Source organism: Candidatus Rhabdochlamydia sp. T3358 (assembly GCF_901000775.1).
Classification (GTDB): Bacteria; Chlamydiota; Chlamydiia; order Chlamydiales; family Rhabdochlamydiaceae; genus Rhabdochlamydia.
Window position 1 is genome coordinate 47,441 of sequence record NZ_CAAJGQ010000011.1, and the last position, 22,529, is coordinate 69,969.

Consider the following 22,529-nt stretch of genomic DNA (forward strand, 5'->3'; position numbering starts at 1 on the left):
GGTTTATGGGAATGCCTAACCAATTTACAGAAAAAGTCCAACAGGCTTTTGAAGCAGCTCTTCTCTATGCTCAAAAACACTTACATACAGAAGTTACTGAAAACCATTTATTATACTCTTTTTTTGAAAATACAGAGGGCCTTTTTTATTCTATTGCTCTTTCCTTGAAATTAAACCCCAAAACGCTTCTTAGCCAGTTGGAAGAGATTTTAAGCAAACTTCCTAAGTTTACTAAACCAGGAACAGAACCCTCCTTTTCCTCCTCATTACAAAAAACGCTTAAAAGTGCTCAAGAACTTGCGGATAAATGGGGGGATTCCTACATAAGTAGCGAACATTTTTTTTATGCTTTCTGGCAATCTGCTCAAGAACCCTTTGCTAGTTGGAAAAAGTTATCTAAGCTATCATTGGAACAACTAGAAAGCTATCTTAAAAATTTAAGAGGTAATATGCATAGTGATTCTCCTACATCAGAAGATCAATATAATGCACTAGAAAAATACTGTAAAAACCTTACTCAATTAGCTAAAGAAGGAAAATTAGATCCTGTCATTGGCAGAGATGAAGAAATCAGACGCACTATGCAAGTTCTTAGTAGGCGAACTAAAAATAATCCATTATTGATTGGAGAACCAGGTGTTGGAAAAACCGCTATAGCAGAGGGATTAGCCCTGCGAATTGTTCAAGGAGATGTTCCAGATGCTTTAAAAAATAGAGAACTCTTTGCCTTAGACATGGGTAGCTTAATCGCAGGCACTAAATTTCGTGGAGAGTTTGAAGAGCGGTTAAAAAGCATTTTAAAGAAAGTTGAAGAAGCTGAAGGGCAAATTATTCTATTTATTGATGAAATGCATACGCTGATTGGAGCAGGAGCTACAGAAGGAGCAATGGATGCAGCCAACCTATTAAAACCTGCTCTAGCAAGAGGAACACTGCATTGCATTGGGGCTACGACGCTTAGTGAATATAAAAAGTATATTGAAAAAGATGCTGCTTTAGAAAGACGTTTCCAGCCCATTCTTGTTCAAGAGCCCTCATTAGAAGATGCCATTGCCATTTTAAGAGGATTACGTGAGCGCTATGAAATTCATCATGGGGTTAGAATTACAGAAGAAGCGCTTCATGCAGCTGTATTCTTATCCGCTCGCTACATCTCGGATCGCTATTTACCCGATAAAGCTATTGATCTAATCGATGAAGCAGCCAGCGTGATCCGCATGCAAATTAGCTCTCGTCCTTTACCAATAGATATTAAGGAAAGAGAGCTGTCTTCTCTCATCGTAAAACAAGAAGGATTAAAACGAGAAAATTCCGCTGTTGCGCAAACAGAGGGGAAAAAACTACAAGAGCTCATTGCACAAATTAAAGAAGAACTCTCCCTTCTAACTAATGAATGGAACCTAGAAAAGCAGTTTATCGAACAAGTAAAACAAAAGAAAAACGCTTTAGAAAATCTTCGTTTTCAAGAACAAGAAGCAGAACGCAAATTCGATTACAACAAAGCTGCAGAGATAAAATATAGTCTTATTCCACAAATGACACAAGAATTAGAGCAGGCTCAAGCGAGCTTAAGAGAACTTCCACATCGACTTTTGCAAGAAGAAGTAGATGCTCCTTTAATTGCAGAAATCGTAGCTAAATGGACAGGTATTCCTGTGCAGCGAATGCTAGGAGAAGAAAAGATGCGACTTTTGCATCTAGAAACCTTGCTTAATGAAAAGGTCGTAGGGCAATCTTTTGCAGTAAAAGCAATTAGTGAAGCCATTCGCCGGTCCAGGTCTGGTTTAAATGACCCTGAAAGACCTATTGGTGCTTTTTTATTTATGGGACCAACAGGAGTGGGTAAAACAGAACTTGCTAAAGCACTTGCAGAAATCCTCTTTAATCAAGAAGATGCACTATTGCGCTTTGATATGTCTGAATACATGGAAAAGCAATCAACAGCAAAATTAATTGGATCTCCTCCTGGCTATATCGGCTATGAAGAAGGAGGACAGTTAACAGAAAAGCTGCGTCGTCGTCCCTATGCTGTGGTTTTATTTGATGAAATCGAAAAAGCGCATCAGGAGGTTTTTAATTTATTATTACAGGTTTTTGATGAAGGCCACATTACAGATAGTAAAGGCAGAAAAGTGAATTGTAAGAATGCACTATTTATCATGACCTCTAACTTAGGATCGGAGGTATTAAATACCTATCTCCAAACGCAAACAAAGCAGCCTTCTAAAGAAGAGCTTTTACAAATATTAGAACCCGTTTTAAAGGCCTACTTTCGTCCAGAGTTTCTCAATCGCTTAGATGAAATACTCCCCTTTTTACCTCTACAAGAAAAAGATATGGAACAAATTGTAGAGATTCAGCTTCAAAAAATAAGAGAACGCTTAGCAGAAAAAGAAGTGGAATTGGACTATACAAATGAGGTAAAAGCACTGCTTGCTAAAACAGGCTATGATCCTATTTATGGAGCACGTCCTTTAAAACGCTTAATTCAAAAAGAAGTGGTCAACCTACTTTCTAATGCTATTTTAGAAGACGAAATTACCAATCATTCCAAAATTACATTGATAGTGGATGAAAATGGATTCATTGCGCTTAAAAATCTCGCAACCGGGTCAAGTTAGCTACTCTAATTTTTGCAATTTTTGTAACAAATAGAAGGCCCATTAAGCAAAGGCCTCCCCCTAAAACAAGCACGAACACATCGCCAAAAAGCTGGCATAAAAGTCCTCCTAATAAAGGCATAACAATCCCTCTTATGCCAATCAGTAAAATATTAACTCTTGTAAAAGGAGAACTATCGTGCTCTCCTGCAAAAATTGTACCAGAGAGATTCCAAATCAAATGACTTCCTGCCTGAGCTACCCCATACAACATAAAACCTAGATAGAGAAAAGCAATATGTAGTTGAGCAAAAAGGAGCATAATAGGAAAAATTCCCATTCCAATTAAGACCCATAGACTGAGTTTAAGAATGTCGCACACTCTCAATCCTTTTTTCCATAAGAAGGTAGATCCTGCTACACCTAAGGCCATAAAAACAAAGCGTGCTGTTGCCATGTTTGTATAAGATAGAGATAAGGTATCTACATAAAAGCTAGAAAACGCAGGCCCCATTAACATTAAAGAGCTGCCTCCAAACATAAAAATCCATTGTAGATAGCGAAAGTTCTTATGCTTATGCAATAAGTAAAAGCTTTCCTTCCAAGGTTGTATAGAATTTGGCTGGTCAACTTTTTTTCCCTCTATTACAGGGATTCTTCTAAAAAATAAAATACTGCTCAGTCCAAGAAACGAAGCGCAAGAAAATAGAGTCTTCCAATCCATAATGTGAGAGCGCAGAAGATAGGCGAACAAAAGCCCTAAAATACCTGATTCGATAAAACCGAATAGATAATAGAGAGAGAAAGCATCTTCTCTTGGTTTTTTAGGAATATTGCATTTAATAATTTCCATTAAGGAAGGAATAGCAGCTCTACTGAATAATTGATAAGAAGCAGCGGCAAATAGAAAAAAAGAAAAATTTTCTATCCAAGGCAAAAAAATAAAGGGTAAATAGGTCAAAAGGAAAGCACCTACCAAATTAGCTATTAAGTGAGATCTCCCTTTCTTAAAATAAGCACTCCAGCAAAAAGAAAGAAGAGATAAAACAGGACGCAATGTGAGAAAAATAGAAAGCTGGAATACATTTGCCACATACTCTTTACGCAAGATGAATGGCAAAAGGGTATATAACGACACAAGAGGCTCACTAGCAAGATTTGTCCACAGCATGGCTAAGCGCGTTTGAGGGCAGCCTTTTGTCATGGGTAAAATAGTTCTCCTGTAAAAAAAAATTGAGTCTATTTTACCATAGCCTTGGGTTTCTCTCTAGGAAATAGCAACTAGGAAGGATCACTTATTTTTTTGAAAAAAATCGCTAAATTGTGAGCGCAGAGAAGAAGGTATCACTTCTTCGATTCCCGATTTGTCGTACATTAAAAAATACGTACAAGCAATCATAATCCCAAATGCAGGATTAAATAAGGCAATAAACAAAGAGATCCCACAGACCATAGCTCTTTTGATAGTAAGCCGTGCTGTTGCGTTAAGCTTAGAGAAGCCCTTAACCTTCCCTAAACTGAGCAGCATCCCAACTCCTGATACGGTAAATAATAACAATGCATAAATAATCCAAAGACAATCCCCTAAAAACAAAAGTACAAAAAACAAGCGCGCTAAAATCGCCGAAAAAATGCGGTCTTTTTGCTTAAGTGGCTTATCTACCGATTCTTCTGTGTTTTCAAAGAATTCTTTGCTTGAAGAAGGCTCTTCTGTAGATTCTAATTTTGTGACTTCAGAAATATCGTAAATTGCCATGATATCCTACTTTTTGTGCTTAAGCTTGTTAAAACCATTTAGAGCTGCAATGCGATAACCTTCCGCATAAGTCGGATAGTTAAACACTTGATCGATAAAATAATCAATCTTTGCGTTAAAGCTCATTGCCACTTGCCCGATATGAATCAATTCTGTTGCTGCTCGACCTATAATATGAATTCCTAAAATTTCTAATGTATCTGAATGAAATAAAATTTTAAATATACCCGGATCATTTCCAATAATTTGATTTTTAGCAATTTCGTAATAGTAAGCTCTACCAATCTCATATCTAAAATCAAGTTCTTTAAGCTGATTTTCAGTATAGCCACATGAAGAAATTTCTGGAATTGTATAAATGCCAATTGGGTAGAAATCAGGAAAATGATGGGTTTTTGCACCAAAAGCATTTCGAGCTGCCAATCTACCTTGCTCCATACTAGTGGAAGCAAGAGCTGGTCCTCCAATAACATCTCCTACAGCATAAATATTGCGCAGCGTTGTGTGATCAGATCTTTTAACTTGAAAAAGAGCATTCACAGGAATATAGCCAAATTTATCAATAGAGATTCCCAAATTCTCAATACGCAAATGTTCTACATTCGCACTTCTTCCCAAGGCATATAATAACACATCTGCCTTTACATGCGTTTTATCTTTAAAAGTTACTTTTACAAAATCATCTTCCTTCTCAATCATATCTAATTCTTTATTTCCCAACATTTTAAGGCCAATTGCATTTAAAGATTTTTGTAAATGCAAACCAATTTCTGAGTCTAAAAGAGGTAACAGATGAGACTTTTTATCGATAACAGTCACTTTTGTTCCTAAAGCAGCAAAAAAACTAGCATATTCAGAACCAATAATGCCCCCTCCTAATACAATAAGCGTTTTTGGCAAATGATCAATAGCAAGCAATCTAGTGGAGTCTAAAATTTTTTGATCGTCAAAAGGAACAGAATTAGGATTACGTGGCCTAGAACCGGTTGCTATCAAAAAATATTGCCCTTCTACTCTATATAAAATCTTTTTATCTAAACTAAGCACATCGACATGATGAACATCCTTAAAACAAGCTGTCCCATGAATGACTTGAATATGATTTTTTTCAAACTGCTTTAATAAAATTTTTCTTTGTTCTTCTAAAACAAAGGTAAGTCGATAGTTTAAATCATTAATTGAAACCTCTTTTAAGGGGCAGTTTTTCCCATAAAAGCTTCTTTTATAAAAATCTGTAAGGTCTAAAATAGCTTCTCTTAAAGATTTAGATGGAATTGTGCCAGAGTTTAAAGATGCTCCTCCCAATACAGAATCTTTTTCAATAACAATCACTTTTTTGCCCATTTTTGAGGCTTGAATAGCTGCTTTTTGTCCAGCAGGACCAGATCCAATAACGACAAAATCTGCATATATCTCTTTCACATTTTTCTCCTAGAAGTTAAATCCACCCTAGCAATCTGAAATATTCTTGTTCAATAAGTTTTAAGTTGCTAAGATCTTTTCTTTTATAAGAATCACAGGAGTAAAGGAAAGATGTCTAAGAGATGTCAAGTCACTGGTAAGCGCCCTGTTCGAGGAAAGTCCTATGCAATTCGTGGAATTCCAAAGAAAAAAAAGGGAATTGGCTTAAAGATCACAGGAATTAAAAAACGCCGTTTTCAACCAAATTTAATTAAAAAACGTTTATGGCTTGCAGAAGAAAATCGTTTTATTAGTTTAACTCTATCAGTAAACGCTCTACGTACAATTAATAAAAATGGCTTGCCTGCTATTGTCCGTCAGCTTCGCGAAAAAGGTGAAAAGTTTTAAAAGATTTTTGATTCGGCATAACCTATCAGGTTTTCTCTTTTTTAGAGTGTCCCTCTCCCTCCTGATAGGTAGCCTTTGTCTGTTTTTTATCTGGCTTGTATCTACTGCGATTACAACCACTTTCCCTTCTATTGAAAAACCTCTGACTTTTTATTCCAACCAAACAAGAGATGATATTAAAGCTGTATTTTATCGATCGATTAAAGAAGCTAAATCGCATGTTCATTTAAGTATCTATGGGCTAACAGATACCAGCTTAATTCACATACTCAATCAAAAGGGGTTAAATATCCCCATTGAAGTCTACTACGACTCTTCAGCATCCCCTAAACTAAATAAAAAACTTAAGAATTGCTCTTCCTGCCCAGTAAAGACAAAAGGATTGATGCATAGGAAAATCCTGATCTTAGATAAAGAGTTGATTTTTTTAGGTTCTGCTAATTTTACTCCCTCTTCTCTTCTTCACCATTCCAATCTGGTAATTGGCTTATATCACCCACCGCTTGCCAGTTTTCTTCAAGACCCGACTAACTCCTATTATTCCTTTGAAATAAATCAACAACAAGCTGAGGCTTTTTTATTACCAACAGCTGGCAAAGAAGCTCTTGGCCGTATATTGCAGCTCATTAACCAAGCAAAAAAAACAATCGATGTAGCAGCGTTCACCTTAACACATCCACTTATTTGCGATGCTCTAATCTCTGCAAAAAATCGCGACGTAAAACTAACAATTGTCTTAGATGGCTACAGCGCCAAAGGAGCTAGTAAAAAAGCATTAGACCAGCTAAAATCCCAAGGACTTGCTGTTTGCGCCAGTCAAGGTGCGCATCTACTCCACCATAAACTTTGTGTAATAGATCAAGAAATTCTAATCACAGGGTCCGCTAACTGGACAAAAGCAGCTTTTAATAAAAATGCAGACCTTTTATTGATCCTTCACCTAAAAGACCCTAAACTCAAAAAATTCCTAAAAAACCTTTGCAAAATCATAAAGGTAGAATCCAAACTTATTGGAATCACCTTACAAGATTCAAAGTTCTAGCTTTTTTCCTCTTATCTCTACATCCACGCCTTCAGAAATAATTTTTCCTACTGTAGAAGCCCCTTTAAATTCTAAAATACATTCCTGTTCTGTTCTTTCTGGTCTTTTGATGCGAATACACGATATATCGCAATTATCTATAATTGAATGTCCCGACCTAAAAATTAATTCATCAATATGCATATTTTTAATATTGACGCTCTTTTGCGTTTCTATCCATTTTGTAAATATTTTCCCTGTCTTATTTATGAGCTTGATATCATCAGTGGCTGTAATAGAATCCATTTGATAACAGTTATACAAGCTGGCTTTTCCATCCACGTCTACCGTGGTTAAATTACATGAATGGGCATTCAAGTCTCCACCTACTACAAGACTTTGTACAGTACATTTAGTAAGTTGTGCATTTTTTTCAACTGTCACTGTATTTAGCCAAGAACGACATGCTCGTAATGCTTTTACAGAAACTGGATATTTTATTGATCGATCTACAAAGACTGTTTCATCTTCTTGAAAAAACCTTTGCCCTTCTGTGTAATTAGAAATAGCCATTCAGACATAAAAATTAAAAAAATATACTCAAAAATTTATAGAAAGAAGGGTAAAATAGTCAATTTTTTTTAATCTGGTTCTCATCAAATTTAGCAACTTGCATTAAATAAAGAGCTGACTAAAATATTTACTTACCTTAAGTTAAGGAGGTTCATATGACTATTGGTAATACACCTAAAGCAACATTCTCAATTATCTTTAATCAAACGCATAACTGGTATGAAAACTTATGGCAAGATTCAAGACAAGGGAATCTTAATGAGATTAAATCAAGGATAGAGCAGTTCCATATAAAACTAGAAGACTTCCCAAGTGAATTTGCAGGATGTTTTATGATAGCAGCAAAAGAAGGTCATAAAGACATCATAGATTTCTTTCTCTCAGTAAATGCACTTAAAGTAATTGGACTAAAACAGCTTGTTCATGGTTTAAATTCAGGGTTAGATCAAGCTCCTGTACTAAAAAGTCATAAAGAGATTTTAGATGCTGTTATTGACTCTATTAAATTAGATCAGGACCCTTCTCGCTTATATGAAGTTTTTAAAGCTGCCTTGGCTAACGATTGTATAAAAGCTGTAGAAGCTATTACAAAATCTATTGACCCAATGTTTTTATATGATGCTTTAAAGTCTATGTTGGAAAAAAAATGTATAGAATCAGAAGGCTTTACAACCTCTAGATACTATAAAGATCTTATAGAGGCTATTATAAACTCTTTGACACCAGAGCTTTCATGGAAAATTATTAAGATTAATGCTGGCTTAACTGACAATAGCATGAAAGTTATAAAAGCTATTACAAAATCTATTGACCCGTCGTTTTTGTATAATGCTCTGAAATCTTCATTAGAGGAAAAAAATCATGCAGAAGACCCAAGTGCTTTGGAATACCATAAAAATCTTATAGCGACTACTATAGATTCTCTGACCCCAGAGCTCTCACGCAAAGTTCTTAAAAGCTGTTTTAAATGATCGCCATGCAGAACTTGCAATAAAAAATCCACTGAACTTAAAACCTATAAAAAGAAAGCTACACCGGGCCTTTATGTGATTCATAACACAAAACAGTTCTTATGTTTATTTTTTAAATCTATAATCGCTTGGAATTTGTCAAATGACGTAGACTAAAAATAAATATAAGGACGGTTTTATGAAGTCTAATCCTCAAGTGCTTTCTATGGCTCTTACCTTTTTTCTCATGATCGATTCTATTGGTAATATCCCCTTATTTGCTTCTTTACTTAAAAACTTTGAGCCTAAGAAGCAACAGCGCATCATTCTGCGTGAAATGCTCATTGCTTTGGGAGTCATTATTCTTTTTGAACTCTTAGGAGATGTAATTTTAAACTTCATAAATATTAAAACACCCACTATTATCGTTGCTGGCGGAGTAATTTTGTTTTTAATTGCATTAAAAATGATCTTCCCTTCACAAGCTGAGCCTGTAACAGATATGGTAGACAAGGAACCTTTTATCGTTCCTTTAGCAATCCCTCTGGTAGCAGGGCCTGCTATATTAGCTGCTGTGATGTTATATGCAGGTCAAGCAGAGAGCCATTTTAGTATTATTAGCGCTATTTTTATTGCTTGGATCCCTTCAACTTTGATTTTGTTAGCCTCTAGCTACTTAAAAAAGTTAATAGGCAAAAGAGGGATTTCTGCTTTAGAGCGCTTAATGGGTTTAATTTTAATTTTGATTGCTATTCAAATGCTCTTAGAAGGAGTCCAGCTGTTTTTAAAAGCAGTTTAAATTTGCTATGATAGAAACAAAGCGAAACCTTAAAATGACCATTGCCTACGATGGCACCCCTTATTTAGGATGGCAGAAAAATAATGAGGGTCCTAGCATTGAGGAATGTTTGCAAACTGCTTTACAACAAATCTTGCAAGAAGATGTTGTTTTGTCTGCAGCAAGTAGAACAGATGCCGGGGTACATGCAAAAGGACAGGTAGTTCATTTCCTTACAACCAGCTCTCTTTGTTTATATAGATTACAAGGATCTCTAAATAGTCTTTTAGATGAAGCTATTTCTGTCTTAAAATTAGAAGAAGTACCTGTACAATTTCACTCTACTTTAAACTGTGTGAAAAAAGAATACTGGTACCATGTGTGCTTTGGGAAAGTGCAAAATCCTTTTTTTCGCAGAACTTCTTGGCATTTCCCTCGTTTTTTAGAGTTTGATGATATGCAAGAAGCAGCTCGCAGTTTAATAGGAGAACATGATTTTTCAGCTTTCTGTAATCAAAGACCTAGCTGGGATCGCAATGTGATTTGCGATATAAAAGAGCTATCCATTTCACCTCTTTCTAAAGACAGAGTGCGGTTTATCATTCTTGGAGATCACTTTCTCTATAAAATGGTTCGAAATTTAGTAGGAACCTTAGTGTATATAGGTTGCTCTAAGCTAGCTACTCATCAGGTTTCAAACTTTTTAATGAGCAAAGATCGTACTCAAATAGGAATGACCGCCCCAGCTCACGGGTTATTATTAAAAAAAGTATGTTATTAAAGGTTAAACAATGACGCGTAATGATCCTTGCTGGTGTGGCAGTCAAAAAAAATGGAAAAAATGCCACTATCCTAAGCAATCCCTTAAAGAACAGTATTTGAAGAAATATGGAATCATTTTAAAAAATGAAGAACAAATAGTTGGCATTCGTCATGCATGTAGGCTTGCTGCTACAGTTTTAGATAAGCTCTGCTCTATTACAAAAGTAGGGGTCACTACAAACGAACTAGATCAATATGCAAAAGAGCTGTTCGAACAAAAAAATGCGGTCTCTTGTTGTATAGGATACGGAGAGCCTCCTTTTCCTAAACACATTTGTACATCGCTCAATGATGTGATTTGTCATGGAATTCCTAATGATATTCCGTTGCAGCAAGGTGACATTGTCAATATCGATGTAGCTTGTATTTTAAATGGATACTATGGCGATTGCAGTAAAATGGTTGCACTTGAACCCATTGATGCTGAAAAACGCAGAGTAGTTGATGTTTCTTTAGAATGCTTAAACAGAGCAGCGCAGGTTTTAAAGCCCAATAACAAACTATGTGAGATTGGTAAAGCCATTGAATCCTATGCTTCTTCTCAAAATTGCTCTGTCGTAGATCAATTTGTAGGTCATGGAGTGGGGATTGGATTTCATGAAGAGCCACAGATTGCTCATCATTATAATCACTCTCAGATTCCTTTAGCAGCTGGAATGACTTTAACCATTGAACCTATGATCAATGCGGGTAAACGCAGTGGATATATCGATAAAGACCATTGGACTTGCAGAACAGTTGATAAAAAGCCAAGTGCACAATGGGAACATACCTTCTTAATTACCGAAACCGGTTATGAAATTTTGACAATTCCAGATTATACTCTTTTTTCAAATGTGCGCCCAAAATAATTCTCTTTCATTTACTATTCAGGTTCAGCAAGAGCTAATCTCTTATCAGTATCGTAAAAAATATGGAATTCTTTTAAAAACAAAAAAAGAGATTGAAGCTATTCGCAGCTCATGTCGTTTAGCAGCTACTATCTTAAGCAAGACTTGTGCTCAAGTAAAAGTTGGTATTACAACCAATCAACTAAATGATTATGCACATAGCTTAATGCTCGCAGCAAATGCTATTCCCGCTCCTTTAGGATACGGCAGGCCCCCTTTTCCCAAAAGCATCTGCACTTCCGTTAATGATGTTGTGTGTCATGGAATTCCTAATGACATCCCTCTACAACAAGGGGATATTATTAATATTGATATTACCTGTATTCTAAATGGCTATTATGGTGATTGTAGTAAAATGGTTGCTCTTGAACCTGTTGATATAGAAAAAAGCAAAGTAATTAGAGTATCTTATGAATGCTTACATGAAGTATTTACCATCTTAAAACCAGGTCTATTCATTTATGAAATTGCTGAAAAAATCGAGTCGCATGCAGATTTACATAAATGCTCTGTTGTCCGTCAATTTGTAGGGCATGGAATAGGCATACATTTACACGAGCCTCCCCAAATCCCCCATAGTTATAATACGATCAAGATTCCTTTGGCCGCTGGAATGACTTTTGCCATAGAGCCTATGATTAACGCAGGCTCTGCTGATGTAGTGATCGACATGGAAGATAAATGGACAGCGCGTACAGTGGATAAAAAGCCAAGCGCACAGTGGGAGCATACTTTTCTCATTACAGAAGAGGGCTGCGAGATTTTGACAACTTTTGATTAGGTCTTATATTTTGTAAAATCTTTGAGATGGTTTTCTTTGCGGTAAGTTTGGGCTTTATCTTTTTTTTCTGATTGCAAACAGTACAAATAATCTCTTCAAGCAAGGAAATTTCAAATTCTAAATTAGATTGTATCTCTTGCATCTGTATAGTATGGCTCATAAAATCAGCTACTTGAGGATCAAACTCTTTTTCGACATAATCTCTTTCTAATACAAATAATGCATTGTCTAAATGAAAGACACGTTTTCTTGTTTGGTCTAAAAGATGAGTTTTTTCTTGAAAATTCTTTGTAGACTCAGCCTGCATATGAAATGCATTTTTCAATGCACTCTGCAACTTTTTTTCTCTATTTTGATGATTAGATATTTCTTGAATGACTGTATAATGTCTTTTTTGCCAGATCGCTTTTTCTTTTTTCTCTTTTAATAACTTAACTTTTAATTCTTCTAGCTGTTTTTTTAAAAATACAGCTTCTTGCTGTTTTTTCTGCAGATCTTTCTTAAAAATGAGTAATTCTTGCAGCTGATCTATTTTTTTCTGTAGGAATATACACTTTGCTTCTAAGTCTTGTTCTTTAAGGGTTTTATTCTTAAAATAAAAAGAAACTTCTTGACGACCTAGCAACAAGAGTAGCCAAGAAAGCACAATCGACATAGCAAAAAGAACATTCCATAGTTCAATCCTATTAGGGACTTTTAAGTTAATCAAAATAGCTGTAATCAAACAGACACTACATAAAAATCCTTTAGTTTCCCAGTAAAAGGTTAGCATAAAACCAAAGACTGAAACAAAAAACAAGTAGCAAAAGATTTGTGTATATTTACATAGTAAACAGCCTAAAGCTACTAAGAAAAACATAAGGCCTAAATTACTCCATAGAACCAAGCTATTTACGGTTTCTCTATTCTCCTTTCTTGCTCTGCTGAGTTTCCACATAAATCCTCTTCTCTTTGCTCCACTCTTTGCGATAATCGAGTTAAAAGATTTGTCATCACTAGAAAGCCTAGTTTAAAACAATCCATGCTAAAATGCTCATTAGGAGCGTGAATATTATTAGTTGGTAATCCTACCCCCATCAGTATTGTTTCTGCTGCGCTAACTGCTGCTAGCTCTGTTACGATGGGAACGGTTGCTCCGCATGCAGTATATTTGCATGGTTTTTTAAATATTTCTTCATACGCTAAAACAGCTGTTTTGGCAATCACAGAATCAGGAAAACAACAAAAAGCTTTATATCCTTCTCCTATTTCTGCAGAAATTTCGATTCCTGGTGGAGCATTTTTTTTGAAATATTCTACGATATTTTGGGCAATCTTTTGAGGATTCTGGTTAGGAACTAACCGGCAGGAAATCTTAGCATGTGCTTTAGAGGGAATCACTGTTTTAAAGCCAGGTTCTATATACCCTCCCCACATTCCATTGACCTCTAAACTAGGCCTTAACCAGTTTGATTCTCGAAGAGAATACCCTTCTTCATGAGAAAAAGCATGCACGCCAAACTCTTTGGTATATAAATCTTGATCAAAAGTCATGTCCAATGAATCTTTCCATTTCTTTACAGGTTCTACATCATCATAGAAATGAGGAATTGCTACTCTACCAGAAGATTCCCACATATTTGCTATTATTGCTGCTAAAGCGCGATTGGGATTTAAAGCAATCCCTCCATGTACTCCTGAATGTAAATCCACAAAAGAATTTTTACATTCTATTTCAAGAGATAGAATCCCTCTTATTCCTAAAGTAATCGCAGGAGACTCTATATGAGAAATTCCTGCATCTACAACGATAAGATAATCCGCTTTTAACTCTTGGGCTTTTGTCTTAAGGATCCCCTTTATTCCTTTACTGCTTGATTCCTCCTCTCCCTCAATTACTATTTTAATATTTAGTTCAATCCGATCACTTAACTCCAAATAAGCTTTTAAAGCGGTTAAAGAATAAAAGCATTGCCCTTTGTTATCTGAAGCACCGCGCGCATACACGCAGTTTTCTTTAATAACTGGCTCAAAGGGATCATTTTCCCATAAGTCTAGAGGATCAGTTGGCTGTACATCATAATGATGATAGATAAGCAATGTAGGCCTATTAGGACCTGCTTTTAAATAAGAACCAAACACAACAGGAAAATGAGAAGTCTCCCATACGTCTACCTCTAGCCCTATTCCTTTCATATATTCACTGAGCCAGCTAGCTGTTTTTCTAATATCCTGTTCATGTTTCTTATTTGTGCTAATACTTGGAAAGCGTAAAAACGTAAAAAAATCACTCAAGATTCTCTCTTGGTGATTTTTATACCAGTCTTCAAAAACAAGTGTTTGCATGAGTTATTACCCTTAACTTAAAGTTCTAAAAAAAATACTAAGACATATCATCATTTTGTTCAAATTGCTCTTGAGCTTTTTTTAAAATATACAAGAGCACAAAAGGATCTCCTTCATACGTCATTTCCACTTGCATTTTACCATCTTCAGATGGCGGAGCACAAGTTATCATAATAAATACTCCAGCCTCTTCTTTTTCTTTGTCTTCTGGAAGATAAAAACTATTTAGATCAATGACCATCTATAATTCTCAAGGTTGACATCTATATTGAAAAAACCACAACTCCACGTTAGAGTTGTACATTTACGTGGAAACTAGATGCTTTAACAGTAATTAATATGTAAAGAAAAATCGAAGAAAATCCAGTGTTATTTAAAAAAACCATAAATTAAAAAAAAATGTAAAATATTTATATTTTTTAATCCTATTTCATGCTGAAAATATGACATAGGTTATTGACATAACAATCTTAAAAAGTAGATAATAGATGGAAGTATAAGGAGAAAAAAATGGCCATTGCTAAAAGAGTTTTTTTATTTTTATTGGTAAACTTTCTGGTTGTTATTACTCTTTCTTTTTTTCTAAGCGTTTTTAATATAAAACCTTATTTACAATCCTATGGTTTAAATCTCTATTCTTTAATGATCTTCTGTTTTGTATGGGGTATGGGAGGAGCCTTTATTTCTCTTTTACTTTCTCGTAAAATCGCTATCTGGATGATGAAAATACAGCTGATTGATTCTAATACCAAAGACTCTAATTTACAGAGATTATTGACAATCGTGCATAAATTTTCTCGCGATGCAAATCTATCGGATTTCCCTCAAGTAGGGATATATAATTCCCCTGAATTAAATGCTTTTGCTACAGGCCCTACTAAAAAATGCAGTTTAATTGCTGTGTCAACAGGTTTGTTAAACCGTATGTCTGACAAAGAACTAGAAGGGGTTATTGCACATGAAATGGCTCATATTCAAAATGGGGATATGGTTACAATGACCTTATTACAAGGCGTTATTAATGCCTTTGTCATGTTCTTAGCTAGAGTGCTTGCCTATATCTGTTCAGGACTTGGCAAAAGCAGGAGCAATTCTTCTGGAGGATCTTATATTAGCTATATGATCTTCGTCTTTTTATTTGAAGTGATCTTTATGGTTTTAGGATCTTTAATCATCTGCGCTTTTTCTCGTTTTAGAGAATTTAGAGCAGATCGCGGTGGTGCTTTTTTAGCAGGTAGAGAAAATATGATAGCTGCTTTGAGAGCATTACAAAAAAATGTACAGACCCAAGATCCTCAAACAGCCGTTGCAGCTTTCCAGGCATTTAAAATCTCCACCCCTGAGAAGCGTAGCATCACCCGCTGGTTTGCTACTCATCCTCCTTTAGAAGCAAGAATAGAAAGATTGGAAGGCTATAATGGCTTCTCTTGAGATAAGGATCTGTATCAAAAGCACAGCTCGTTTGGAATAATGGTAGCAGGAGCAATTGCTAGAGCAACGATTTGTTGTCGTACTGATTCTGGAGATGTCAAAAGTGCATTTTTAAGATGGATAGCTCCTCCACTGTGGCAGATTTCTAAGAACTTCGCTTGAGGTCCATAGGAGGCAATGAGATGCTTCCACTTGTTCTTTAAAAGTTGAACCGGTGGTGTATGAAATCCGATATGTCCTGCTGCACATTCAAAGACATCGATTACTGGGAAATTCGTCGCATTATGGGTGCCATAAATTTTGGTTCCTTGAGCATACTGGCTTAATTGTTGTGCGCTTAGCCTAGCTTGAATTTTATTATTATTAATCCCATTGATAAATCCCGCCGAATTCATTTTTGAAAAGAAATAGCTTGCAAAGCTTCTTCATAGGTTTCTTCACAAATAGCCTGTCGAGAATATTCTTCTAAGCCTCGAATATAGTAATTAAGAATTCCATCAATGGCTGAAATATAATAAATTTTTTCGGGTGAAGGTTTAGATCTATCCATCTTCCAAACCCAAATTCTTATCTCTACATTTTTTGCAGTAAAAGGAACTTCATGAAGATAAGGTCTTATTTCCTCATTGTTATTAATGTCCAATAAATATTCATTGACAGCATAGACAAGCAACTCTCTAGCTTTTTTAAGGTCCACTTCTTGATAGTAGTCAAAACTCATTGCCATCATCTGTATATCATTCATCATTCCTCCACCTGTTCCTATCAGGTAAAGATTTTTTTTTCCTTTTAATTTCTGTGCCGTCTTTTCTGTAATTTCTGCTGCTAGCTTCACATATCTGGGAGATTGATAGCCAAGAGAAGCGCAACCAAAAAGAAAAGAGAACATCACCCCACAAGTAAAAAACAACTTCACTTTTTACCTCCATAATTTTTAACGTAATCTACGATATGGCGTTCTAAAGGATCTTTAAAAGATAGATTGCAAAGCTTCTTCATAGGTTTCTTCATAGATAGCTTTAAAAGTGTATTTTTCAGGAAAATCTAGATAATAAGTTAAAATTCCATCAATAGCCGAAATATATAAAAATTTTTCGGGTGAAGGTTTAGATCTATCCATCTTCCAAACCCAAATTCTTATCTCTACATTTTTTGCAGTAAAAGGAAATTCATGAAGATAAGGTCTTATTTCCTCATTGTTATTAATGTCCAATAAATATTCATTGACAGCATAGACAAGCAACTCTCTAGCTTTTTTAAGGTCCACTTCTTGATAGTAGTCAAAACTCATGTGCATTGCTTGGATATCATTCATCATTCTTCCACCTGTTCCTATCAGGTAAAGATTTTTTTTTCCTTTTAATTTCTGTGCCGTCTTTTCTGTAATATCATCTGCTATTTTTTCGTAATCTGGCAATGAATACCAAGAAGAAGAACAACCAAAAAGAAAAGAGAACATCATCCCACAAGTAAAAATCAATTTCATCTTTTTCCTCCATAATTCTTAAGGTACTCTTTTATATGACCTTGTATTCTACTTTCAAAAGTAGGACTCAAAAACTCATGATCCCAGTCCTTTGCATCGGGATGCGGTTCTAGTACATGTAACTCATTGCCATACCTTCTCTTTCCATCAAAATCAAGATGAGTAACAAAGTCGTTTTTGCTAATATAGTTATCCGATTGAAAGCACAATCTTCTAGGAATAATGACAGCAGGAGCAATTGCTAGAGCAATGATTTGTTGTCGTACTGATTCTGGAGATGTCAAAAGTGCATTTTTAAGATGGATAGCTCCTCCACTGTGGCAGATTTCTAAGAACTTCGCTTGAGGTCCATGGGAGGCAATGAGATGCTTCCACTTGTTCTTTAAAAGTTGAACCGGTGGTGTATGAAATCCGATATGTCCTGCTGCACATTCAAAGACATCGATTACTGGGAAATTCGTCGCATTATGGGTGCCATAAATTTTGGTTCCTTGAGCATACTGGCTTAATTGTTGTGCGCTTAGCCTAGCTTGAATTTTATTATTATTAATCCCATTGATAAACCCTATAGCACCTGTAGACAGGTTAAAAGAGCCAACTTCAAAGGGACTGGAGCGTGTAAGACCGATATTTGCACAGACAGCAAAAACACCATTCATTACAGTCATTCCAGGCTGACAAGGATACAGAAGAGGTTTTACTGTTTGATATGCATATGATGCAAAGCGTCCATCAGGATCGATATAGTTAATGGGATCTCCATTAGCATAGGTGTAAAGATCCAGACAAAGGGGATAGGAAATGGGATCTGGGCTTAAGAACCTCCCGCTGGTGGCATCGTAATATCTCTCTCCCATCCAGATCAGATTAGTGGGATCTGGGCTTTTGCTATGCCAGGTTAGTGATTGGGCATAGGAAAGTAGATCTGAGGGAATGGAAAAATCTGTAGGTCCATAGGCTGAGGGGAAGTTTTCTGTGTAGCGAGTTTGTTGTTCGGTAACTACCCCAGCGAGTTGTCCTAGAGCGTTGTGGATCAGGAAAACAGCTTCTGATTCATCACTGATAGCATCGCAGGAGTTGGGTCCATAGATTTTCCAGAAGGTCTTGTCTTGGCATTTGACTCCGATTTCTTGAAATTCTTCTTCGGGATCGTATAGTGAGGTTGTTGTGAGGGTAGCACTTTTGTAGGGAGTGTAACGGGTTTGTAGTCTTCTTCCTAAAGCATCGTAAGATGCTTCCCAGGTAAATGCTTTATCGGTGACTTTGAGGAGTCTTCCCCATGGATCCCATTCAAATTGTCTTTTCTTTCTTCTATTCTGCACGTAATTCATTTTTAAAAAGAAATAGCTTGCAAAGCTTCTTCATAGGTTTCTTCATAGATAGCTTTAAAAGTATATTTTTCAGGATAATCTAGATAGTAAGTTAAAATTCCATCAATAGCCGAAATATATAAAAATTTTTCAGACGAAGGTTTAGATCTATCCGGCTTCCAAATCCAAATTCTTATTTCTACGTTTTTTGCAGTAAAAGGAACTTCATGAAGATAAGGTCTTATTTCCTCATTGCTATTAATATCCAATAAATATTCATTGACTGCATAGACAACTAGCTCTCTGGCTTCTTTAAGATCCACTTCTTGATAGTAGTCAAAACTCATTGCCATCATCTGTATATCATTCATCATTCCTCCACCTGTTCCTATCAGGTAAAGATTTTTTTTTCCTTTTAATTTCTGTGCCGTCTTTTCTGTAATATCATCTGCTATTTTTTCGTAATCTGGCAATGAATACCAAGAAGAAGAGCAACCAAAAAGAAAAGAGAACATCACCCCACAAGTAAAAATCAATTTCATCTTTTTCCTCCATAATTCTTAAGGTACTCTTTTATATGACCTTGTATTCTACTTTCAAAAGTAGGACTCAAAAACTCATGATCCCAAAATTTATTCGCATCGGGATGCGGTTCTAGTACATGTAACTCATTGCCATACCTTCTCTTTCCATCAAAATCAAGATGAGTAACAAAGTCTCGTCTGCTAATATAATTAAAAGATCGAAAGCACAATCTTCTAGGAATAATGACAGAAGGTGCAATCGCTAAAGCAATGATCTGTTGTCGAACCGATTCTGGAGATGTCAAAAGTGCATTTTTAAGATGATCTGCTCCTCCACTGTGGCAGATTTCTAAGAACTTCGCTTGAGGTCCATGGGAGGCAATGAGATGCTTCCACTTGTTCTTTAAAAGTTGAACCGGTGGTGTATGAAATCCGATATGTCCTGCTGCACATTCAAAGACATCGATTACTGGGAAATTCGTCGCATTATGGGTGCCATAAATTTTGGCTCCTTGAGCATACTGGCTTAATTGTTGTGCGCTTAGCCTAGCTTGCATTTTATTATTATTAATCCCATTGATAAATCCCGCCGAATTCATTTTTAAAAAGAAATAGCTTGTAAAGCTTCCTCGTAAGGTTCTTCATAGATAGATTTTAAAGTGTACTTTTCAGGATAATCAATATAATAAACTACTTTTCCTTGCTTGACCGCTGCAACCTTAATTTTACCTGAAGCAACTTTAGAACCATCTGGATTATAAAAAAAGACCACGACCTCCACATTCTGAGCAGTAAAAGGATATTCATGAAGATAAGGTCTTATTTCCTCATTGTTATTAATGTCCAATAAATATTCATTGGCAGCATAGACAACTAGCTCTCTAGCTTCTTTAAGATCTACCTCCTGATAAAAATGAAAACTCATGTGCATTGCTTGGATATCATTCATCATTCCTCCACCTGTTCCTACTAGGTAGAGATTTTTTTTTCCTTTTAATTTCTGTGCCGTCTTTTCTGTAATATCATCTGCTATTTTTTCATAATCAGGCAACGGATGCCAAAAAGAAGAACAACCAAAAAGAAAAGAGAACATCATCCCACAAGTAAAAATCAATTTCATCTTTTTCCTCCATAATTCTCTAGATAGTTATTTATGTGGTTTTGGATTGTATCTTTAAAAGTAGGACTTAAAAACTCATGATCCCATTTATTCGCGTCGGGATGCGGTTCTAATACATGTAACTCATTGCCATATCTTCTCTTTCCATCAAAATCAAGATGAGTAACAAAGTCTCGTCTGCTAATATAGTTATCCGATTGAAAACACAATCTTCTAGGAATAATGACAGAAGGTGCAATCGCTAAAGCAATGATTTGTTGTCGTACTGATTCTGGAGATGTCAAAAGTGCATTTTTAAGATGGATAGCTCCTCCACTGTGGCAGATTTCTAAGAACTTAGCTTGAGGTCCATGGGAGGCAATGAGATGCTTCCACTTGTTCTTTAAAAGTTGAACCGGTGGTGTATGAAATCCGATATGTCCTGCTGCACATTCAAAGACATCGATTACTGGGAAATTCGTCGCATTATGGGTGCCATAAATTTTGGCTCCTTGAGCATACTGGCTTAATTGTTGTGCGCTTAGCCTAGCTTGCATTTTATTATTATTAATCCCATTGATAAATCCCGCCGAATTCATTTTTAAAAAGAAATAGATTGCAAAGCTTCTTCATAGGTTTCTTTACAAATGGCCCGCCTCGAATACGTTTCAGGAAGATCTAAATAATAAGTTAAGATACCATTAATAGCTGAGATATAATCAATCTTATCCAAAGACGGACAGGTGCCATCCGGTTTATAAATAAAAATTCTTATCTCCACATTCTGAGCAGTAAAAGGAAATTCATGAAGATAAGGTCTTATTTCCTCATTGTTATTAATGTCCAATAAATATTCATTGACTGCATAGACAACTAGCTCTCTAGCTTCTTTAAGATCTACCTCCTGATAAAAATGAAAACTCATGTGCATTGCTTGGATATCATTCATCATTCTTCCACCTGTTCCTATCAGGTAAAGATTTTTTTTTCCTTTCAATTTCTGTGCCGTCTTTTCTGTAATTTCTGCTGCTAGCTTCACATATCTGGGAGATTGATAGCCAAGAGAAGCGCAACCAAAAAGAAAAGACAATGTAGCTAGTAGCACTCCACAAGTAAAAAACAACTTCACTTTTCACCTCCATAATTATCTATATAATCTTGAACATGCTTCTTCAACGTTCGTTTAAAAGTAGGACTTAAAAACTCATGATCCCATTTATTCGCGTCGGGATGCGGTTCTAGTACATGTAACTCATTGCCATACCTTCTCTTTCCATCAAAATCAAGATGAGTAACAAAGTCTCGTCTGCTAATATAGTTATCCGATTGAAAACACAGCTCGTTTGGAATAATGACAGAAGGTGCAATCGCTAAAGCAATGATCTGTTGTCGAACCGATTCTGGAGATGTCAAAAGTGCATTTTTAAGATGGATAGCTCCTCCACTGTGGCAGATTTCTAAGAACTTAGCTTGAGGTCCATGGGAGGCAATGAGATGCTTCCACTTGTTCTTTAAAAGTTGAACCGGTGGTGTATGAAATCCGATATGTCCTGCTGCACATTCAAAGACATCGACTACTGGGAAATTCGTCGCATTATGGGTGCCATAAATTTTGGTTCCTTGAGCATACTGGCTTAATTGTTGTGCGCTTAGCCTAGCTTGAATTTTATTATTATTAATCCCATTGATAAACCCTATAGCACCTGTAGACAGGTTAAAAGAGCCAACTTCAAAGGGACTGGAGCGTGTAAGACCGATATTTGCACAGACAGCAAAAACACCATTCATTACAGTCATTCCAGGCTGACAAGGATACAGAAGAGGTTTTACTGTTTGATATGCATATGATGCAAAGCGTCCATCAGGATCGATATAGTTAATGGGGTCTCCATTAGCATAGGTGTAAAGATCCAGACAAAGGGGATAGGAAATGGGATCTGGGCTTAAGAACCTCCCGCTGGTGGCATCGTAATATCTCTCTCCCATCCAGATCAGATTAGTGGGATCTGGGCTTTTGCTATGCCAGGTTAGTGATTGGGCATAGGAAAGTAGATCTGAGGGAATGGAAAAATCTGTAGGTCCATAGGCTGAGGGGAAGTTTTCTGTGTAGCGAGTTTGTTGTTCGGTAACTACCCCAGCGAGTTGTCCTAGAGCGTTGTGGATCAGGAAAACAGCTTCTGATTCATCACTGAGAGCATCGCAGGAGTTGGGTCCATAGATTTTCCAAAAGGTCTTGTCTTGGCATTTGACTCCGATTTCTTGAAATTCTTCTTCGGGATCGTATAGTGAGGTTGTTGTGAGGGTAGCACTTTTGTAGGGAGTGTAACGGGTTTGTAGTCTTCTTCCTAGAGCATCGTAAGATGCTTCCCAGGTA

26 protein-coding genes are annotated in these 22,529 nt (G+C 36.2%); 9 read left to right on the forward strand and 17 right to left on the reverse strand.

Going from position 1 to position 22,529, the window contains the following annotated elements; genetic code table 11:
- Nucleotides 1–11 precede the first annotated feature (11 nt).
- Nucleotides 12–2,621 carry an ATP-dependent Clp protease ATP-binding subunit gene (locus tag RHTP_RS02920; RefSeq protein ID WP_138106658.1) on the forward strand — a complete coding sequence of 870 codons (2,610 nt, stop codon included), beginning with the start codon at nucleotides 12–14 and terminating at the stop codon, nucleotides 2,619–2,621.
- On the opposite strand, the gene RHTP_RS02925 is transcribed toward RHTP_RS02920, so the two are convergent.
- The 3 genes from RHTP_RS02925 to sthA all read right to left on the reverse strand — a co-directional run bounded on the left by RHTP_RS02925 (nucleotide 2,593) and on the right by sthA (nucleotide 5,778).
- Nucleotides 2,593–3,804 carry an MFS transporter gene (locus tag RHTP_RS02925; RefSeq protein ID WP_138106634.1) on the reverse strand — a complete coding sequence of 404 codons (1,212 nt, stop codon included), beginning with the start codon at nucleotides 3,802–3,804 and terminating at the stop codon, nucleotides 2,593–2,595. The genes RHTP_RS02920 and RHTP_RS02925 overlap by 29 nt on opposite strands.
- 87 nt (nucleotides 3,805–3,891) lie before the next feature.
- Complete coding sequence (locus tag RHTP_RS02930; RefSeq protein WP_138106635.1) at nucleotides 3,892–4,356, reverse strand: hypothetical protein; 465 nt, start codon at nucleotides 4,354–4,356, stop codon at nucleotides 3,892–3,894.
- 6 nt (nucleotides 4,357–4,362) lie between these two features.
- Nucleotides 4,363–5,778, reverse strand: coding sequence for a Si-specific NAD(P)(+) transhydrogenase (gene sthA, locus RHTP_RS02935; RefSeq protein WP_138106636.1), 1,416 nt, complete (start codon nucleotides 5,776–5,778; stop codon nucleotides 4,363–4,365).
- A 111-nt stretch (nucleotides 5,779–5,889) separates the two neighbouring features.
- Here sthA and rpmB point away from each other — a divergent pair, with 111 nt between their 5' ends.
- Entirely contained in the window at nucleotides 5,890–6,165 is a 276-nt protein-coding gene (rpmB, locus tag RHTP_RS02940) for a 50S ribosomal protein L28 (protein WP_138106637.1), read from the forward strand.
- 46 nt (nucleotides 6,166–6,211) lie between these two features.
- Nucleotides 6,212–7,207 carry a phospholipase D-like domain-containing protein gene (locus RHTP_RS02945; RefSeq protein ID WP_171005714.1) on the forward strand — a complete coding sequence of 332 codons (996 nt, stop codon included), beginning with the start codon at nucleotides 6,212–6,214 and terminating at the stop codon, nucleotides 7,205–7,207.
- Here the strand turns inward: RHTP_RS02945 and RHTP_RS02950 are convergent.
- Entirely contained in the window at nucleotides 7,196–7,759 is a 564-nt protein-coding gene (locus RHTP_RS02950; protein WP_138106639.1) for a hypothetical protein, read from the reverse strand. The genes RHTP_RS02945 and RHTP_RS02950 overlap by 12 nt on opposite strands.
- A 155-nt stretch (nucleotides 7,760–7,914) precedes the next feature.
- On the opposite strand from RHTP_RS02950, the gene RHTP_RS02955 reads away from it, so the two are divergent.
- From RHTP_RS02955 to RHTP_RS02975, 5 genes are all read left to right on the forward strand, one after another.
- Complete coding sequence (locus RHTP_RS02955; RefSeq protein WP_138106640.1) at nucleotides 7,915–8,730, forward strand: hypothetical protein; 816 nt, start codon at nucleotides 7,915–7,917, stop codon at nucleotides 8,728–8,730.
- Nucleotides 8,731–8,908: 178 nt separating this feature from the next.
- Nucleotides 8,909–9,508, forward strand: a complete 600-nt coding sequence (locus RHTP_RS02960; protein ID WP_138106641.1) for a MarC family protein — start codon at nucleotides 8,909–8,911, stop codon at nucleotides 9,506–9,508.
- 7 nt (nucleotides 9,509–9,515) lie between these two features.
- Nucleotides 9,516–10,268, forward strand: coding sequence for a tRNA pseudouridine(38-40) synthase TruA (gene truA, locus RHTP_RS02965; protein WP_138106642.1), 753 nt, complete (start codon nucleotides 9,516–9,518; stop codon nucleotides 10,266–10,268).
- 10 nt (nucleotides 10,269–10,278) lie between these two features.
- Nucleotides 10,279–11,160, forward strand: coding sequence for a methionyl aminopeptidase (locus tag RHTP_RS02970; protein ID WP_138106643.1), 882 nt, complete (start codon nucleotides 10,279–10,281; stop codon nucleotides 11,158–11,160).
- Entirely contained in the window at nucleotides 11,144–11,980 is an 837-nt protein-coding gene (locus RHTP_RS02975; protein WP_138106644.1) for a methionyl aminopeptidase, read from the forward strand. Before RHTP_RS02970 ends, RHTP_RS02975 begins: the two co-directional genes overlap by 17 nt.
- Here RHTP_RS02975 and RHTP_RS02980 read toward each other — a convergent pair.
- The 3 genes from RHTP_RS02980 to RHTP_RS02990 are packed head-to-tail and all read right to left on the reverse strand — an operon-like array spanning nucleotide 11,940 to nucleotide 14,546.
- A complete protein-coding gene (locus tag RHTP_RS02980) occupies nucleotides 11,940–12,917 on the reverse strand; it encodes a hypothetical protein (protein ID WP_138106645.1) in 978 nt (325 codons plus the stop codon). The two genes, RHTP_RS02975 and RHTP_RS02980, sit on opposite strands and share 41 nt — an antisense overlap.
- Nucleotides 12,872–14,305 (reverse strand): dipeptidase, encoded by a 1,434-nt coding sequence (locus RHTP_RS02985; protein WP_138106646.1) that lies wholly within the window; start codon nucleotides 14,303–14,305, stop codon nucleotides 12,872–12,874. Before RHTP_RS02985 ends, RHTP_RS02980 begins: the two co-directional genes overlap by 46 nt.
- 37 nt (nucleotides 14,306–14,342) lie before the next feature.
- A complete protein-coding gene (locus RHTP_RS02990; protein ID WP_244609514.1) occupies nucleotides 14,343–14,546 on the reverse strand; it encodes a hypothetical protein in 204 nt (67 codons plus the stop codon).
- A 269-nt stretch (nucleotides 14,547–14,815) separates the two neighbouring features.
- Here RHTP_RS02990 and htpX point away from each other — a divergent pair, with 269 nt between their 5' ends.
- Nucleotides 14,816–15,736 (forward strand): protease HtpX, encoded by a 921-nt coding sequence (gene htpX / locus RHTP_RS02995; RefSeq protein ID WP_138106647.1) that lies wholly within the window; start codon nucleotides 14,816–14,818, stop codon nucleotides 15,734–15,736.
- 14 nt (nucleotides 15,737–15,750) lie between these two features.
- Here htpX and RHTP_RS03000 read toward each other — a convergent pair whose 3' ends face one another.
- The 10 genes from RHTP_RS03000 to RHTP_RS03045 all read right to left on the reverse strand — a co-directional run.
- Nucleotides 15,751–16,131: a hypothetical protein gene (locus RHTP_RS03000; RefSeq protein WP_138106648.1), complete on the reverse strand. Its 381-nt coding sequence runs from the start codon at nucleotides 16,129–16,131 to the stop codon at nucleotides 15,751–15,753.
- Nucleotides 16,128–16,652 carry a hypothetical protein gene (locus RHTP_RS03005; protein ID WP_244609515.1) on the reverse strand — a complete coding sequence of 175 codons (525 nt, stop codon included), beginning with the start codon at nucleotides 16,650–16,652 and terminating at the stop codon, nucleotides 16,128–16,130. Before RHTP_RS03005 ends, RHTP_RS03000 begins: the two co-directional genes overlap by 4 nt.
- Nucleotides 16,653–16,706: 54 nt before the next feature.
- Nucleotides 16,707–17,222 carry a hypothetical protein gene (locus tag RHTP_RS03010; RefSeq protein ID WP_138106649.1) on the reverse strand — a complete coding sequence of 172 codons (516 nt, stop codon included), beginning with the start codon at nucleotides 17,220–17,222 and terminating at the stop codon, nucleotides 16,707–16,709.
- Nucleotides 17,219–18,544: an RHS repeat domain-containing protein gene (locus RHTP_RS03015; RefSeq protein ID WP_171005715.1), complete on the reverse strand. Its 1,326-nt coding sequence runs from the start codon at nucleotides 18,542–18,544 to the stop codon at nucleotides 17,219–17,221. Before RHTP_RS03015 ends, RHTP_RS03010 begins: the two co-directional genes overlap by 4 nt.
- Before the next feature lie 11 nt (nucleotides 18,545–18,555).
- Nucleotides 18,556–19,074, reverse strand: a complete 519-nt coding sequence (locus tag RHTP_RS03020) for a hypothetical protein (RefSeq protein WP_138106651.1) — start codon at nucleotides 19,072–19,074, stop codon at nucleotides 18,556–18,558.
- Nucleotides 19,071–19,655, reverse strand: a complete 585-nt coding sequence (locus tag RHTP_RS03025) for a hypothetical protein (protein ID WP_138106652.1) — start codon at nucleotides 19,653–19,655, stop codon at nucleotides 19,071–19,073. The genes RHTP_RS03020 and RHTP_RS03025 overlap by 4 nt, the downstream gene beginning before the upstream one ends.
- 2 nt (nucleotides 19,656–19,657) lie before the next feature.
- Nucleotides 19,658–20,176, reverse strand: a complete 519-nt coding sequence (locus tag RHTP_RS03030; protein WP_138106653.1) for a hypothetical protein — start codon at nucleotides 20,174–20,176, stop codon at nucleotides 19,658–19,660.
- Entirely contained in the window at nucleotides 20,173–20,754 is a 582-nt protein-coding gene (locus RHTP_RS03035) for a hypothetical protein (protein WP_138106654.1), read from the reverse strand. Before RHTP_RS03035 ends, RHTP_RS03030 begins: the two co-directional genes overlap by 4 nt.
- A 2-nt stretch (nucleotides 20,755–20,756) precedes the next feature.
- On the reverse strand, nucleotides 20,757–21,284 hold the full coding sequence (locus tag RHTP_RS03040; RefSeq protein WP_138106655.1) for a hypothetical protein: 528 nt from the start codon (nucleotides 21,282–21,284) through the stop codon (nucleotides 20,757–20,759).
- Nucleotides 21,281–22,529: RHS repeat-associated core domain-containing protein (locus tag RHTP_RS03045; protein ID WP_138106656.1), on the reverse strand; the 1,249-nt coding region annotated here is incomplete at its 5' end. The genes RHTP_RS03040 and RHTP_RS03045, both read right to left, overlap by 4 nt.

Bases quoted from the DNA above. Each gene is read 5' to 3' on its own strand.
- RHTP_RS02920 (WP_138106658.1), top strand. From the start codon at position 12: ATGCCTAACCAATTTACAGAAAAAGTCCAACAGGCTTTTGAAGCAGCT.
- RHTP_RS02925 (WP_138106634.1), bottom strand. From the start codon at position 3,804: ATGACAAAAGGCTGCCCTCAAACGCGCTTAGCCATGCTGTGGACAAAT.
- RHTP_RS02930 (WP_138106635.1), bottom strand. From the start codon at position 4,356: ATGGCAATTTACGATATTTCTGAAGTCACAAAATTAGAATCTACAGAA.
- rpmB (WP_138106637.1), top strand. From the start codon at position 5,890: ATGTCTAAGAGATGTCAAGTCACTGGTAAGCGCCCTGTTCGAGGAAAG.
- RHTP_RS02950 (WP_138106639.1), bottom strand. From the start codon at position 7,759: ATGGCTATTTCTAATTACACAGAAGGGCAAAGGTTTTTTCAAGAAGAT.
- RHTP_RS02955 (WP_138106640.1), top strand. From the start codon at position 7,915: ATGACTATTGGTAATACACCTAAAGCAACATTCTCAATTATCTTTAAT.
- RHTP_RS02960 (WP_138106641.1), top strand. From the start codon at position 8,909: ATGAAGTCTAATCCTCAAGTGCTTTCTATGGCTCTTACCTTTTTTCTC.
- truA (WP_138106642.1), top strand. From the start codon at position 9,516: ATGATAGAAACAAAGCGAAACCTTAAAATGACCATTGCCTACGATGGC.
- RHTP_RS02970 (WP_138106643.1), top strand. From the start codon at position 10,279: ATGACGCGTAATGATCCTTGCTGGTGTGGCAGTCAAAAAAAATGGAAA.
- RHTP_RS02975 (WP_138106644.1), top strand. From the start codon at position 11,144: ATGTGCGCCCAAAATAATTCTCTTTCATTTACTATTCAGGTTCAGCAA.
- RHTP_RS02980 (WP_138106645.1), bottom strand. From the start codon at position 12,917: ATGTGGAAACTCAGCAGAGCAAGAAAGGAGAATAGAGAAACCGTAAAT.
- RHTP_RS02985 (WP_138106646.1), bottom strand. From the start codon at position 14,305: ATGCAAACACTTGTTTTTGAAGACTGGTATAAAAATCACCAAGAGAGA.
- RHTP_RS02990 (WP_244609514.1), bottom strand. From the start codon at position 14,546: ATGGTCATTGATCTAAATAGTTTTTATCTTCCAGAAGACAAAGAAAAA.
- htpX (WP_138106647.1), top strand. From the start codon at position 14,816: ATGGCCATTGCTAAAAGAGTTTTTTTATTTTTATTGGTAAACTTTCTG.
- RHTP_RS03000 (WP_138106648.1), bottom strand. From the start codon at position 16,131: ATGAATTCGGCGGGATTTATCAATGGGATTAATAATAATAAAATTCAA.
- RHTP_RS03010 (WP_138106649.1), bottom strand. From the start codon at position 17,222: ATGAAATTGATTTTTACTTGTGGGATGATGTTCTCTTTTCTTTTTGGT.
- RHTP_RS03020 (WP_138106651.1), bottom strand. From the start codon at position 19,074: ATGAAATTGATTTTTACTTGTGGGGTGATGTTCTCTTTTCTTTTTGGT.
- RHTP_RS03025 (WP_138106652.1), bottom strand. From the start codon at position 19,655: ATGAATTCGGCGGGATTTATCAATGGGATTAATAATAATAAAATGCAA.
- RHTP_RS03030 (WP_138106653.1), bottom strand. From the start codon at position 20,176: ATGAAATTGATTTTTACTTGTGGGATGATGTTCTCTTTTCTTTTTGGT.
- RHTP_RS03035 (WP_138106654.1), bottom strand. From the start codon at position 20,754: ATGAATTCGGCGGGATTTATCAATGGGATTAATAATAATAAAATGCAA.